This window comes from Ensifer adhaerens (assembly GCF_002007205.1).
GTDB classification, from domain to species: Bacteria; Pseudomonadota; Alphaproteobacteria; order Rhizobiales; family Rhizobiaceae; genus Ensifer; species Ensifer adhaerens_D.
Window position 1 is genome coordinate 333550 of the sequence record NZ_LAZS01000008.1, and the last position, 13912, is coordinate 347461.

Below are 13912 nucleotides of genomic sequence, written 5' to 3' on the forward strand. Positions count from 1 at the left end.
ACACGTGTCACTAGAAGGTAAAGTCGCTCTCATCACCGGCGCAGGCTCGGGCTTCGGCGAGGGCATTGCGAAGCGCTTCGTCGAGGGCGGCGCCAAGGTCATCGTCGTCGATCGTGATGCCACCGGCGCCGAGCGTGTTGCCAAGTCGCTCGGCGGCAACGCGTTTGCGGTTGTCGCCGATATCGCCAAAGAAGCAGACGTTGAAGCGGCCGTTGCCGCCGGCCTCGAAAAATTCGGGCGCGTCGATATTCTGATCAACAATGCCGGCATCGGCCACAAGCCGCAGAACGCCGAACTGGTCGAGCCAGACGAGTTCGACCGCATCCTCGGCGTCAATGTGCGCGGTGTCTATCTGATGACGCGGGCGCTGCTGCCGCACATGAAGGAAAACGAGGCGGGCGTGATCGTCAACATCGCGTCGACCGGCGCCAACCGTCCGCGGCCGAATCTGGCCTGGTACAACGCGACCAAGGGCTGGGTGGTCTCCGCCACCAAGGCGCTGGCGATCGAGCTTGCGCCCTTCAACATCCGCGTTGTCGCGCTCAATCCGGTCGCCGGCGAAACGCCGCTGCTGACCACCTTCATGGGCGAGGACACCGAGGAAATCCGCAAGAAGTTCCGCGATTCCATTCCGCTCGGACGCCTGTTGAAGCCGGAAGACCTTGCGGAGGCCGCCTTCTTCGTCGCCTCGCCGCAGGCATCGATGATCACCGGCGTGGCGCTCGACGTCGACGGCGGACGCTCGATCTGATTATTTCGACCTGATTTCTGGGACCATAAACAACCAAACCGCAAAGCGGGGGAACCATGATGAACTTGACGAAACTGGCGCTTGCCTCGTGCTTCATCGCCGCGTCGCTGACGCCGGCGATGGCCAAGGATACGATCACCGTCGGCCAGGTGCTCGAGCCTCCGGGCCTCGACCCGACCGCCGGTGCCGCAGCACCGATCCGCTACATCACCTACGGCAACCTTTTCGAAGGCCTCGTCCGCGTGGTCGAAGACGGCACGGTGAAGCCGCTGCTCGCCGAGAGCTGGACGATCTCCGACGACCAGAAGACCTACAGCTTCAAGCTCCGCCAGGGCGTCAAGTTCCATGACGGCACCGCTTTCGATTGCTCGGTCGTCAAGTTCTCCTATGAGCGCGCCGTCTCGGCCGATTCCACCAATGCGCAGAAGGGCCTGTTCGAGCCGATCGAAAAGACCGAATGCCCGGATCCGGCAACCGCGGTCGTGACGCTGAAGCGCCCGGCCTCGAATTTCCTCTTCAACATGGCCTGGGGCGATGCGGTCATGATCGCGCCGTCTTCTGCGGCGGACAACAAGACCAAGCCCGTCGGCACCGGCCCGTTCAAGTTCAAGGAGTGGGCGAAGGGCGACAAGGTCGTGCTTGAAAAGAACGCCGACTATTGGGGTGAACCGGCCAAGCTCAGCGAAGTGACCTTCAAGTTCATCAGCGACCCGTCGGCTGCAGCGGCCGCCGTTCTCGCCGGCAATGTCGATGCCTTCCCGATGTTCCAGGCGGCCGAGCTCGTCAGCCAGTTCCAGAGCGACCCGAACCTGCAGGTCGAGGTCGGCAGCACCTCGGGCAAGGTCGTTCTCGCGCTCAACAACGCGAAGAAGCCCTTCGACGACGTGCGCGTCCGCCAGGCGCTGGCGCATGCGATCGACCGCAAGGCGCTGGTCGAGGGCACTTACTCGGGCTTCGGTACGACGATCGGCTCGCATTATTCGCCGGTCGAGCCCGGTTATGTCGATCTCAACGACGCCTACCCTTACGATCCGGGCAAGGCGCAGCAACTGCTGCAGGAAGCGGGCGTTCAGAACCTCGAAATCACCATCATGCTGCCGCCGCCGGCCTATGCGCGGCGTGGTGGTGAGATCATCGCGGCGATGCTCAGCGAAGTCGGCGTCAAGGTGAACCTCGTTCCGATCGAGTTCGCACAATGGCTGGATCAGGTCTTCAAGAACTCGAACTTCGACGCGACGATCATCGCCCATGCGGAAGCTCGCGACCTCGATATCTATGCGCGCGACAAGTACTACTTCAACTACCAGAACCCGGAATACAAGGCGCTCTACAAGTCCTACACGCTGGCTGCGACCGAAGCCGAGCAGATGGACCTGATCGGCCAGCTCCAGCGCAAGCTGGCAGCGGACGAACCGAACGTCTTCCTCTACGCGCTGCCGAAGATCGGCGTCTGGAACAAGAAGGTGAAGGGTCTCTGGAAGAACATGCCGGTGCCGGCCGACGACCAGACCCAGACCTATTGGGAAAACTGATCGACTTTCATTGAGCGGGATGCGGGCGGAAGACCGCACCCCGTTCTGGCATCCGCTCCTTTCTGAGGGAGCGGACGCAGATCTGCCGTTGATTGACGCACCCGGCGCCGGTCAACGCTCGCTCTTTCCGGGAGGTTGATGTGATTTCCTTCATTGGCGGTCGCCTCGTGTCGCTCGTTCTGACGACGCTGGTCGCCTCAGTCATCGTCTTTCTGCTGATGCAGGTGCTGCCGGGCGACCCGGCCGTGCTGATGCTCGGCATGAATGCCGACGCCGATGCGATCGCGGCGCTGCACCGGCAGCTCGGCCTCGATCAGCCGATCTGGATCCGCTACCTCCACTGGATCGGCGGCTTCTTCGTCGGCGATTTCGGCATGAGCCTTACCTATTCCGTGCCGATCCGCGAACTGCTCGGCCCACGCATCCTGGTGACGCTGCCGCTGGCGCTGCTCTCCATGGCAATCTCCGTCGTCGTCGCCATCGCGATCGGCGTCTATGCCGCCGCCAACCGCGGCAAGGCCGGCGACACCGTCGTCATGGGCATCGCCCAGGTCGGCGTCGCCATCCCTAACTTCTGGCTGGCGCTTCTCTTCATTCTGCTCTTCGCGCTGAAGCTCGCCTGGTTCCCGGCCTCCGGCTTTGCCGGCTGGGAAAGCGGCATCTGGAACGGCCTGCATTCGCTCATCCTGCCAGCGCTCGCGCTCGGGCTGCCGCTTGCGGCCATTCTCGGTCGCGTCACCCGCTCGGCCGTCATCGAAACGCTCGGCGAGGACTTCATCCGTACCGCCCGCGCCAAGGGGCTTAGCCGCTCGGGCGCTCTCTGGAAACATGCGGTGCCCAATGCGCTCATTCCGGTCGTCACGATTATCGGCCTGCAATTTTCCTTCCTGCTTGCCGGCACGATCATCATCGAGAACGTCTTCAACCTGCCGGGCATCGGCCGCCTCGTCTTCCAGGCGATCGCGCAGCGCGATCTCGTGACGGTGCAGACGCTGGTGACCCTGCTTGCCGCCTCCGTCATCACCATCAATTTCCTCGTCGATCTGGTCTACGGCTATCTGGATCCGCGCCTGTCGAGGGGAGGCCACTGATGTCCGCTCCTGCAACCGCCGCGCAACCCAGCCTCATCTCCAAGCTTATCGGCAGCCGAAATCTGACGATCGGCGCCACCGTCACCGTCATCCTCGTGGCGATGGCGCTCGTCTCCTATGTCTGGACGCCCTATTCGCCGACGGCGATGAACTTCCGCGACAAGCTGCAGGGACCGAGCCTCGCCCATTGGTTCGGCACCGACAACTTCGGCCGCGACATCCTGTCGATGATCATGGTCGGCGCCCGCAACTCGATCAGCGTCTCGATCGTCGCGGTGCTGGTCGGCGCCGGCATCGGCGTGCCGCTCGGCGCCTGGGCAGCCGCCCGCGGCGGATGGGTCGACGGTCTCGTCATGCGCATGAGCGACCTTGCCTTCGCTTTCCCTGCACTGCTGACTGCTGTCATCATCACCGCGATCTTCGGCCCGGGCGCGACCAATGCGATGATCGCGATCGGCATCTTCAACATCCCGGTCTTTGCCCGCGTCACCCGCGGCGCCTCGATGGGTCTGTGGAAACGCGAATATGTGCAGGCCGCCCGCTGTGCCGGCCGCGGTGACGTGACAATCACGCTTCTGCATATCCTGCCCAATATCAACCACGTGCTGCTCGTCCAGGTGACGATCCAGTTTGCGCTCGCAATCGTCGCCGAAGCCGGCCTCTCCTATGTCGGTCTCGGCACCCAGCCGCCGATGCCGAGCTGGGGCAAGATGCTGAACGACGCCCAGACCTTCATCTATCAGGCGCCCTGGCTCGCGATCTTCCCCGGACTGGCGATCACCTTCGCCGTGCTCGGCCTCAACCTGCTCGGCGACGGCCTGCGCGATATTCTCGACCCGCGCGTGAGGCGGCAACGATGACGAAACCCTTGCTTCACATGGCCGGCATGTCGGTCGAACTCTCCGCAGGCAAAAGCCAGGTCGATATCGTCTGCGACATCGATCTTAAGCTCAATCGCGGCGAGCGCCTCGGGATCGTCGGCGAATCCGGCAGCGGCAAGTCGATGACAGCACTTGCCGTCATGGGCCTGCTTCCGCAGCGCATGCGGGTGCGCGGCGAACTTTCCTTCGACGGCCGCAATCTCGCGGCCTTGGGCGAAGCCGACTATTGCGGCTATCGCGGCCGGCGCATGGCGATGATCTTCCAGGAGCCGATGACGGCGCTCAATCCGGTCAAATCGATCGGCGCGCAGATCGCCGAGGGACGGCGGCTGCATCTCGGCGAAACGAAAGCCGATGCGGAGAAGAAAGCGCGTGCGCTGCTCGACCGCGTCGGCCTGCCGGCGCCGCGCTTCGACCTCGACCTCTACCCGCACCAGCTCTCCGGCGGCCAGCGCCAGCGCGTGATGATCGCCATGGCGATCGCCTGTGAGCCGGATCTTCTCATTGCCGACGAGCCGACGACGGCGCTGGACGTTACGGTGCAAGCGCAGATCCTCGACCTGCTCGACGAATTGATTGAAGACACCGGCACGGCGCTGATGCTGATCACCCACGATCTCGGCGTCGTCTCCGAAATGACCGATCGCATCGCCGTCATGTATGCCGGGCGCATCATCGAGACCGGGCGCACGGACGACGTCTTCGCCCGCATGGCGCATCCCTATGCGCGGGGTCTCTTTGCCGCCTCGCCGCATGGTGCAGCGCTCGCGCCACGCCCGACGGGTGAAGGGCGGCCACGATTGAATGCCATTCCGGGCATTGTTCCCGATCCCTTTGGCCGGCCGCCGCACTGTTCCTTCGCCGAGCGTTGCGCCTTTGTGCAGACGGATTGCAGACAGGCGATCCCGGCGCTGGACCTGATCAATACCGATGAAAACGTCGAGCATCGCGCCGCCTGCTTTCATCCGCGCGAAAGGATGGTGGCACTGTGAGCGAGGTGATCCTCAAAACCACCGACCTGGTGCGCGAATACGACCTGCCGCGCCCGTCGATCTTCTCGAAACACAGCCGCCTGCGCGTGCTGCATGGCGTCAGCGTCGAACTTGCCGCTGGCCAGAGCCTCGGCATCGTCGGCGAAAGCGGTTCCGGCAAATCCACGCTGGCCCGCGCGGTGATGGGATTGGAGCGGCCGCAATCGGGTGAGGTCAATATCGCCGGCAGGAACATCTACGCGCTCGACCGCTCGGACCTGCGCGAGGCGCGCAAGGGCTTCCAGGCAATCTTCCAGGATCCCTACGGCTCGCTCGATCCGCGCCACACGGTCCGCACGATCATCTCCGAGCCGATCGTCTCGCTGGAACGTGGCACCAGCACGGCGGAGCGTGAACGGCGCATCGCCGAGGTGCTGGAGGCGGTCGGCCTGCCGCTGGCGTCGGCGGAGAAATACCCGCACGAGTTCTCCGGCGGCCAGCGCCAGCGCATCGCCATCGCGCGGGCGCTCATCACTCGGCCGGCGCTGATCGTCGCCGACGAGCCGGTGTCCGCGCTCGATGTCTCGATCCAGGCGCAGGTGCTGAACCTGATGATGGACCTGCAGGAAAAGCTTGGGCTCTCCTATCTCTTCATCAGCCACGATCTCGGCGTCGTGCGCGCCATCACCGACCGGGTTGCGGTCATGCATCTCGGCCGCATCGTCGAGGAAGGACCGACGGCCGAGGTCTTCGACAACCCGCGCCATCCCTATACTCAGGCGCTGGTCGCTGCCGTGCCGAAACCGTTTTCCGGACGGCGCAAGCGGGTGCGCTCCGCTGGGCCGCCGCAAACGCCCGTCCATACCGCAACGACCGCAGCCGGCTGCGCCTATGCTGCCGTCTGTCCCCGCAGGCAGGAGATCTGTCTGACCCGAACGCCTGAGGCCAAGCCGGTGACGCCGGCCTGGTCCGCCCGCTGCCATTTTGCCTAGGAAGTGCCCCATGTCCGAACTCGCCGATCTCTCCGCCGTCGATCTCGTCGACGCCTACCGCTCAAAGAAGCTTTCCCCCGTCGAGGTCACCGAAGCGGTGATTGCCCGCATCGACGCTTCCGAGCCAAAGCTGAACGCGCTTTGGGCCTATGACCCGGCCGAGGCGCGCAAGGCCGCCAAGGCATCGGAAGAGCGCTGGGCGAAGGGTGAACCGCTCGGCGCAATCGACGGCGTGCCGGTGACGATCAAGGAAAACATCGCAACGAAGGGCACCGCCGTGCCGCTCGGCTGTGCTGCCGTGTCGCTGACGCCTGCAGCCGCCGACGCGCCGCCGGCAGCCCGCACCCGCGAGGCGGGCGGCATTCTGCTCGCCAAGACCACCATGCCCGACTACGGCATGCTGTCCTCAGGCCTTTCGAGCTTCCACAAGCTTGCCCGCAACCCGTGGGACCTCTCGGCCAATCCGGGTGGATCGAGCGCCGGCGCCGGAGCGGCCGCCGCCGCCGGCTACGGCCCGCTCCACATTGGCACCGACATCGGCGGTTCGGTCCGCCTGCCAGCCGGTTGGTGCGGTATCGTCGGACTGAAACCATCGGCGGGACGCGTACCGATCAACCCGCCCTTCATCGGCCGCGTCGCGGGGCCGATGACTCGGACGGTTGCCGACACCGCGCTTTACATGTCGGTGCTTTCCAAGCCCGACGCCCGCGACACGATGGCCCTGCCCTATGCGGATATTCCCTGGCTCGATCTCGATCGTGATCTCAAGGGTCTGAAGATCGGTCTCTGGCTCGACGCCGGCTTCGGCCAGTCGGTCACGCAAGAAACGGAACAGGCGGTCAAGAAGGCGGCACAGCTCTTTGCCGATGCCGGCGCGATCATCGAGCCGATCGGCCCCTTCCTGACGCGCGAAATGATCGACGGTCTCGACCGCTTCTGGCGGGCGCGCGGCTGGGAAGACGTGTCGCGCCTTTCGCCGGAAAAGCAGGCGCAGATCCTGCCCTATATCTTCGACTGGATCAAAACGGCCGAGAATTTCTCCGGCCGCGAGGTCTATACCGGCTTCGCCCAGATCGACGCCATGCGCAACGCGCTGCACGCCGCTCTCGCGGGCTATGATTTCATCCTCTCGCCGACCGCGCCGACAGCCTCCTATCCCGCCGAATGGGCCTCGCCGGTCAACGACCCGCAGAAGCCCTTCGAACACATCGCCTTCACAGTCGCCGTCAACATGGGCGGACAGCCGGCGGTCTCGATCAACTGCGGCTATACCGCGGGCGGCCTGCCGATCGGCCTGCAGATCATCGGCCAACAGTTCGACGACATCGGCGTGCTTCGCCTGGCGCGCGCATACGAAACCATGCGCCCCGAGCAGCGGCCTTGGCCGAAGGTGGCATAATGAGCGACACGATGCGCTACACCATCGAGAGCGGTGATCTCGAGAACATCGTCTCCCGGCTGCTCGATATCGTTCGCCGGCTTGGCGTCAACGTCTCGAAGCTCGCCATCGAGGTGGACGGCGGCAAGGCGAACCTCGAAATCGCCGTGTCCTCGGCCTCGCACGCCGTCGCCAATACGCTCAGGGAGCGCATCGCGCAAATCGAGGGCGCTCGGCCGCTGCCGGGCGCGAGCATGGCGCCGCCTGAGAACCAGATAGCTCTCAACAACACCCACGCGGCGACGCCGCTTCAGAATTAGACTGAAAAACCACAGGAGTGCCGACAATGGCCCGCAAGCTTTTCATCCTGCCCGGCGACGGCATCGGCCCGGAAGCCATGGCGGAAGTCCGCAAGATCATCGCCTACATGAACGCCGAGCTTTCAGCCGGCTTCGTGACCGACGAGGGCCTGGTCGGCGGTTCGGCCTATGATGCCCATGGCCAGGCGATTTCGGAAGCGGACATGGCAAAGGCGCTCGCCGCCGACGCGGTGCTGTTCGGCGCCGTCGGCGGTCCGAAGTGGGATGCGGTGCCCTACGAGGTGCGCCCGGAAGCGGGCCTGCTGCGCCTGCGCAAGGATCTCGAGCTCTTCGCCAATCTGCGCCCGGCGATCTGCTACCCGGCGCTGGCCGCCGCCTCGTCGCTCAAGCCCGAACTGGTCGAAGGCCTGGACATCCTGATCGTGCGCGAACTGACCGGTGGCGTCTATTTCGGCGAACCGAAGGAGATCATCGATCTCGGCAACGGCCAGAAGCGCGGCATCGACACCCAGGTCTACGACACCTACGAGATCGAACGCATCTCAGGCGTCGCCTTCGAGCTCGCCCGCACCCGCAACAACCGCGTCTGCTCGATGGAGAAGCGCAATGTCATGAAGTCGGGCGTGTTGTGGAACCAGGTGGTGACCGAGACGCACAAGGCAAAGTATTCCGACGTCCAGCTCGAGCACATGCTGGCCGATGCCGGCGGCATGCAGCTGGTGCGCCAGCCCAAGCAGTTCGACGTCATCGTCACCGACAACCTGTTCGGCGACATGCTGTCGGACGTGGCGGCGATGCTCACCGGTTCGCTCGGCATGTTGCCGTCGGCCTCGCTCGGTGCGCCGGACGGTGTCACCGGCAAGCGCAAGGCGCTCTACGAGCCGGTGCATGGCTCGGCGCCGGATATCGCCGGCAAGGGTATTGCCAACCCGATCGCCATGATCGCCTCCTTTGCCATGTGCCTGCGTTACTCCTTCAACCTGGTGAAGGACGCCGACAATCTCGAAAAGGCGATCGCCGCCGTGCTCGACCAGGGCATCCGCACCGGCGACATCATGGCCGAAGGCGCCAGGAAGGTCGGAACGACGGAGATGGGCGACGCCATCCTCGCCGAGTTCAAGGCGCTGTCGGCGTAAGCGACAATCGCCACCTGAAGGCGTGACCTGCCGCCGACAGACGGCACTGAAACAAACCCCTCCGGAGCGCATCCGGAGGGGTTTCCGTTTACGGCCTCATCGAAACCTTCCGGGTTGAGCAGCGGTCGTCTCCGATGCTGTTGTGCCGCCAGCCACGACGGCCGCGTGCGTTAGATCGTGATGCCGCCGTCGATGTTGATTGCCTGGCCAGTAATGAAGGCCGCCTCGTCGGAAGCAAGTAAGGCGCAGATGGCGGCGACTTCTTCGACCGTACCGAAGCGCCCGGCCGGCTGGCGGCTGATGAAGGACCTGTACGCTTCGTCCCGGCTTCCAAGCTTTTCGCCAAGTTCGCCAATGCGCTCTTCCAAGGATGGCGACGCGACAGTTCCGGGGCAGACCGAATTGCAGCGAATACCCTGGGAGACGTAATCCGCTGCGACCGCCTTGGTGAGGCCGATGACACCACCCTTGGCGGCGCCGTAGGCTACGCGCCGCGGAAAGCCCTTGATCGACGAGGCGACCGATCCGATGGTGATGATGCTGCCGCCACCTGCCTTCATCTTCGGGATCACGCCGGCAATGACGTTATAGGCACTGTCGAGCGTGATGTTCACCGAGCGCCGCCAGTCTTCGGGCGAGCATTCCTCGATCGTGCCTTGATGCACGTAGCCGACCGCGTGCACGAGGATATCGACCCGCGCGAAGGCGTCGAAATAGGCACCGACCGCCACATGATCCGTCGCATCGAGCAGCGTCGTTGTAGCCCCTTCGAGCGTGGCGAGCAGCTCGGCATTGATGTCGCTGGCGTGGACCTCGGCGCCTTCAGCCATCAGTCGTTCGGCGACCGCGCGGCCGATGCCTTGGCCGGCAGCCGTGACCACGGCAATGCGCCCGGCCAAACGTCCCGTCTTTTCCTTCATGGTGAGACCCTTCTGCATGTCTAGAGGGTCTGAACGACCTGGCGCTGGCGGCCGAGCCCATCGATGCCGAGCTCGACCGTATCGCCGGGCTTGAGGTAGCGCGGCGGCTTCTTGCCCATGCCGACGCCGGGCGGGGTGCCGGTGCAGATGAGATCGCCCGGCTCAAGCACGCAAAACTCGCTCATGTAGGAGACTATGGTCGCGACATCGAAGATCATGCGGGCGGTCGTGCCCGCCTGCATGCGCTCGCCGTTGACGTCGAGCCACATCGACAGCGCCTGCGGGTCCGGCACCTCGTCTTTCGTCACGAGCCAGGGGCCCGTCGGGCAGAAATTCGGGAAGCTCTTGCCCTTCACCCACTGCCCGCCGCGCTCCATCTGCCATGCGCGTTCGGAGACATCGTTGACAACCGTATAGCCGAACACGTGTTCCATCGCGTTGGCGCGCGACAGGTTCAGGGCGCGCTTGCCGATGACGATGCCGAGTTCCACCTCCCAGTCGAGCTTCGACATTTTTTCGGAATAAAGAAGCGGCGCGTTCGGCCCGCAATAGGTGCCGGCCGCCTTGTTGAAGAGGATCGGCTCAGCCGGCACCGGCAGACCCGCTTCTTCCGCGTGGTCGGAATAATTGAGGCCGACGCACCAGATCGTGCCGGGCCTTGCGACCGGCGGCAGTATGTCCGCATCGATGACCGGCACCACGGGCAGGGCCGCGAGATCGGCTCCAGACAGCGTCGCGACGACTTGAGGCAAGGTCTCCGCCATGAAATCCTGGACGAGCGAAGTCACGTCTCGCGCCTTGCCCTCGCCATCAAGGATGCAGGGCACGGCGGAGCCATCAACGGTAAGACGCAGCAATTTCATTCTCTTGGCCTTTCAGTTGGATATGTCTCAGCGAGCGACGGCTCAGCCGATCGGGGCGGCTTCGACGGAAAGCCGATAGCGGGTGGTGAAGGCCTGATCGGGTTCGAAGGCAATTGCCGTTGCAACGCCCGATGCCGCAATGGGATTGTCGCCCGTGGAGAGCGCCGGTCCAATATCGAAGGCGGACGCGATCGGCTCGACACCGAGCGCCACGTGCCGCCCATTCCAGGGGTAGGCCTTGCGACCGCGGTTGCTGTACCAGAGCAAAAGGCTCGGAAAATGTTCCTTTTGCCAGCTAAGCCGCGCGCGAAAACCTTCATCGCGATAGTGGAGCGCCAGGCTGCCGTCCATACCCGAGAGCTGCAGCAGGTCCTCGGTCTCCTCGACAAGCGGCACCTGCGACGCATCGAGCATGGCACCTTCGCGCGTCTCGACCTTGCCGAGTGATGACCATTGCCGATCGGGCGCAAACAGAGCCGCGCCCGGCTCGACATCGCCGGGAAAACTCCAGACGTGATCATAGGCTCCCGGTTCGATCGTGACCGAACCGGGGCGGCTCGGCAGCCGAAACGTCGGATGCAGACCGATCGGCAGGCGGCACGGACGCCGAGCCTCGATTTCCAGCGTGATGTCGATTGCGGTCGCACTTGGATCCGGCGCGATCCGCCGCCGCAGCAACCGGATCGGATGGTTCTCCGGATACCGGCATCCCATGGTGATCTGACCGTCGTCGCAGGCGCCCCACGCCCAATGGGCGTTGGAACTATGGCCATGCGGCACGCCGGCGCCGTCAAAACTCTCGCCACGCGCGGACCATCCCACGGGCAATGTACGATCCGCGTCGCTGCCGAAAGGCACGCACGGCCATTCGCCGCGAAGCTCCCGCAGGATTTCCGGCAATGTCTCGCGCTCGGGATCGTTGCCCCAGGGCGCCACCTGCAAGGGGCTCACCTGGCGCCCGTCCGGCAGCAGGAACAGCACCGGGCCGAGCATGCCGCCGAGCGACTGCACCGAAAGGCACCCATGCGCCCAGGCCAACGCGCGTCGTGTCGTCTGCGCGCTCACCTTGTCACCATCCCATAGCGATTTTCCGGAAGACCGGCGATGTCTACCCGCATGGCATAAAGGCTGCCGGCAAGGCGCTCGGCCGGTCCGCCGCCGGCCGTGGTGATGTAGAGCGTCTTCAGGTCGACGCCGCCGAAGGTGCAAGTGGTGATGTTGCTGACCGGCATCTCGATCACCTCGGCAAGACTGCCATCGGGCGCAAGGCGGGCAATGCACCGCCCGCCATAGCGGCAGTTCCAGAGGAAGCCCTCGCTGTCGATCGCCGAGCCGTCAGGCGAGCCGCGGTCGAAGCCGGTAAAGAAATGCCGTTCGCCGGAGATCGCTCCTGCCTCCGGATCATAGTCGAAGGCGTAAATCTCGTTTGCCAGCGTATCGCCGAAGTAGAAGGTGCTTCGATCCGGGCTCCAGCAGAGCGTGTTGGAAATCCCAAGTCCATGCCGCCATTCGGTGGCGGCGCCATCGGGCGCGATGCGATAGAGGATGCCCTCGCCCGGCGCAACGTCGCCGAGCTGACCATCGGGCAGGACGTTGTTCTTCATCGAGCCGACCCAGAAGTTTCCGAGGGGATCGGCGCGACCGTCATTCAGCCGAACACGCGGCGAACCGGGCAGGACGAAGCCGTGATCCTGCCGCCGGTCGGTTTCGGGCCACCACCATATGAGCTTCGAGCCGAGAGCGATGAGCAGACGCCCATCTTCACGGGTCAGCGAGATCGCCACCACCGGCTCGTCGAAGAGCCACGTCCTGACCGCGCACGTCGCCTCGTCATAGCGGTGGATCAGAAAGCGGTTGATGTCAGTCCAGTAGACCGCAGCCTCGTCCGCCGACCAGACGGCACCTTCGCCGCAACGGTCGCCAACGGGCGCGACACAGACAAGATCACGGACCATTTCCGCCTCCTATTCCGCCGCCATGCTCGTCGGGATCGATCGCGACGGACCAAGGGCTTCAGCATTCTGCACGAGCGCCTTCATGTAGCCGAGTGCGAATGCCTTGCCGGCGTGCCAGGAGGCGCCACAGGTCATGGCCGGCGTATGGTCCGGGATCATCACGCCCTGATAGTTCTCGTCGCGCAGGATGCGGATGATCTCGGCCATGTCGATGTCGCCCTCATCGACGAAGGTCTCGACATAACGCGGCATCTTTCCGCGCACGTTGCGGAAGTGGATGTAGCCGATGCGGCCCGAACGGGCGAAGCGGCGGACGTGCTCGTAGATGTCGCCGCCCGGCATCTCCTGCAGCGAGCCGAGGCAGAGTTCCAGGCCGTTCGAGGGCGAGTCGACGATCGCCATCAGCCGGTCGTATTTCTCTGGACGGTTGACGAGCCGGGCCGTGCCGCGCAGTTCCTCGGCCGGCGGATCGTCCGGATGGGCGCCGAGCACCACGCCCGCCTCTTCGGCAACCGGCACGACCTCCTTCAGGAAGTGGCCGAGCCGGTCCCAGAGCTCCGCCGAGCTGACGGAGACGGAGGAAGCGCCGGCGACGCCGCGGCGATAGCGCATGTTCCAGATCATACCGTCTGGGATCGGCGCATCCGGGCTCGGCGCGATGCTGTTCTCGACGCCGAACCCTACGGACTCTGCGCCACCACGGGCATAGGGACCGCGGGTCCAGCCATAGACGCCAGCGAGCGAGAAGTTATAGCCGATGCAAGGGATGCCGGCGCGGCCGGCGTCGCGGATGAGCTGCTTCAGCCCCTCGATCTGCTGCGCCCGCTCTGGCCCGTCGAGCAGCACGTCGTGCCAGAAGCGCGGCGAGAAGTTCTCGATCGCCGCTATCTCCAGGCCGCCGGTGCACACGTCCTTCACCAGCGCCGACAATTCTTCATAAGTCCAGAGCCGATCACCGGAGCAATCGCCCCAGCCGCCCTGATCGCCGCTGTCGATCTTCGGATCCTTGCCGGCGAAGTAATTGGTCAAATGCGCGACGACATGGGTCGCACCCGCCTGCTGCGCAAACTGAAAATTATCCGGGGTGAGCTGTTCCCGGTAGAGCCCAAGGCCGATCTTCAT

General features: G+C 64.6%; 14 protein-coding genes. 9 read left to right on the plus strand and 5 right to left on the minus strand.

All coding sequences use genetic code 11. The features are described from left to right. The first annotated feature begins 4 nt into the window (after nt 1–4). From XB14_RS19825 to leuB, 9 genes are all read left to right on the plus strand, one after another. A complete protein-coding gene (locus tag XB14_RS19825) occupies nt 5–751 on the plus strand; it encodes a glucose 1-dehydrogenase (RefSeq protein ID WP_077963309.1) in 747 nt (248 codons plus the stop codon). A 56-nt stretch (nt 752–807) separates the two neighbouring features. Then, nucleotides 808–2283: an ABC transporter substrate-binding protein gene (locus XB14_RS19830; RefSeq protein WP_077963310.1), complete on the plus strand. Its 1476-nt coding sequence runs from the start codon at nt 808–810 to the stop codon at nt 2281–2283. Nucleotides 2284–2423: 140 nt separating this feature from the next. Then, the gene (locus XB14_RS19835) at nt 2424–3374 is read left to right on the plus strand and encodes an ABC transporter permease (protein ID WP_077963311.1); all 951 of its coding nucleotides are present in this window, start codon (nt 2424–2426) and stop codon (nt 3372–3374) included. Beyond that, on the plus strand, nt 3374–4234 hold the full coding sequence (locus tag XB14_RS19840; protein WP_077963312.1) for an ABC transporter permease: 861 nt from the start codon (nt 3374–3376) through the stop codon (nt 4232–4234). Before XB14_RS19835 ends, XB14_RS19840 begins: the two co-directional genes overlap by 1 nt. After that, entirely contained in the window at nt 4231–5247 is a 1017-nt protein-coding gene (locus XB14_RS19845) for an ABC transporter ATP-binding protein (protein ID WP_077963313.1), read from the plus strand. Before XB14_RS19840 ends, XB14_RS19845 begins: the two co-directional genes overlap by 4 nt. Continuing rightward, a complete protein-coding gene (locus XB14_RS19850) occupies nt 5244–6218 on the plus strand; it encodes an ABC transporter ATP-binding protein (RefSeq protein WP_077963314.1) in 975 nt (324 codons plus the stop codon). Before XB14_RS19845 ends, XB14_RS19850 begins: the two co-directional genes overlap by 4 nt. 10 nt (nt 6219–6228) lie before the next feature. Beyond that, complete coding sequence (locus XB14_RS19855) at nt 6229–7617, plus strand: amidase (RefSeq protein ID WP_077963315.1); 1389 nt, start codon at nt 6229–6231, stop codon at nt 7615–7617. Further along, nucleotides 7617–7916: a hypothetical protein gene (locus XB14_RS19860; protein ID WP_077963316.1), complete on the plus strand. Its 300-nt coding sequence runs from the start codon at nt 7617–7619 to the stop codon at nt 7914–7916. Before XB14_RS19855 ends, XB14_RS19860 begins: the two co-directional genes overlap by 1 nt. 26 nt (nt 7917–7942) lie before the next feature. Next, entirely contained in the window at nt 7943–9052 is a 1110-nt protein-coding gene (gene leuB, locus XB14_RS19865) for a 3-isopropylmalate dehydrogenase (protein ID WP_077963317.1), read from the plus strand. A 170-nt stretch (nt 9053–9222) separates the two neighbouring features. Here the strand turns inward: leuB and XB14_RS19870 are convergent, their stop codons facing one another. From XB14_RS19870 to XB14_RS19890, 5 genes are read right to left on the minus strand one after another with little or no spacing between them, the layout of a single operon-like run. Continuing rightward, entirely contained in the window at nt 9223–9972 is a 750-nt protein-coding gene (locus XB14_RS19870; protein WP_077963515.1) for an SDR family oxidoreductase, read from the minus strand. A 20-nt stretch (nt 9973–9992) separates the two neighbouring features. Further along, complete coding sequence (locus tag XB14_RS19875; RefSeq protein ID WP_077963318.1) at nt 9993–10835, minus strand: fumarylacetoacetate hydrolase family protein; 843 nt, start codon at nt 10833–10835, stop codon at nt 9993–9995. A 42-nt stretch (nt 10836–10877) separates the two neighbouring features. Beyond that, the gene (locus XB14_RS19880) at nt 10878–11900 is read right to left on the minus strand and encodes a hypothetical protein (RefSeq protein ID WP_077963319.1); all 1023 of its coding nucleotides are present in this window, start codon (nt 11898–11900) and stop codon (nt 10878–10880) included. Beyond that, on the minus strand, nt 11897–12790 hold the full coding sequence (locus XB14_RS19885) for an SMP-30/gluconolactonase/LRE family protein (protein WP_077963320.1): 894 nt from the start codon (nt 12788–12790) through the stop codon (nt 11897–11899). The genes XB14_RS19880 and XB14_RS19885 overlap by 4 nt, the downstream gene beginning before the upstream one ends. Nucleotides 12791–12799: 9 nt before the next feature. Further along, nucleotides 12800–13912 (minus strand): mannonate dehydratase, encoded by a 1113-nt coding sequence (locus XB14_RS19890; RefSeq protein WP_077963321.1) that lies wholly within the window; start codon nt 13910–13912, stop codon nt 12800–12802.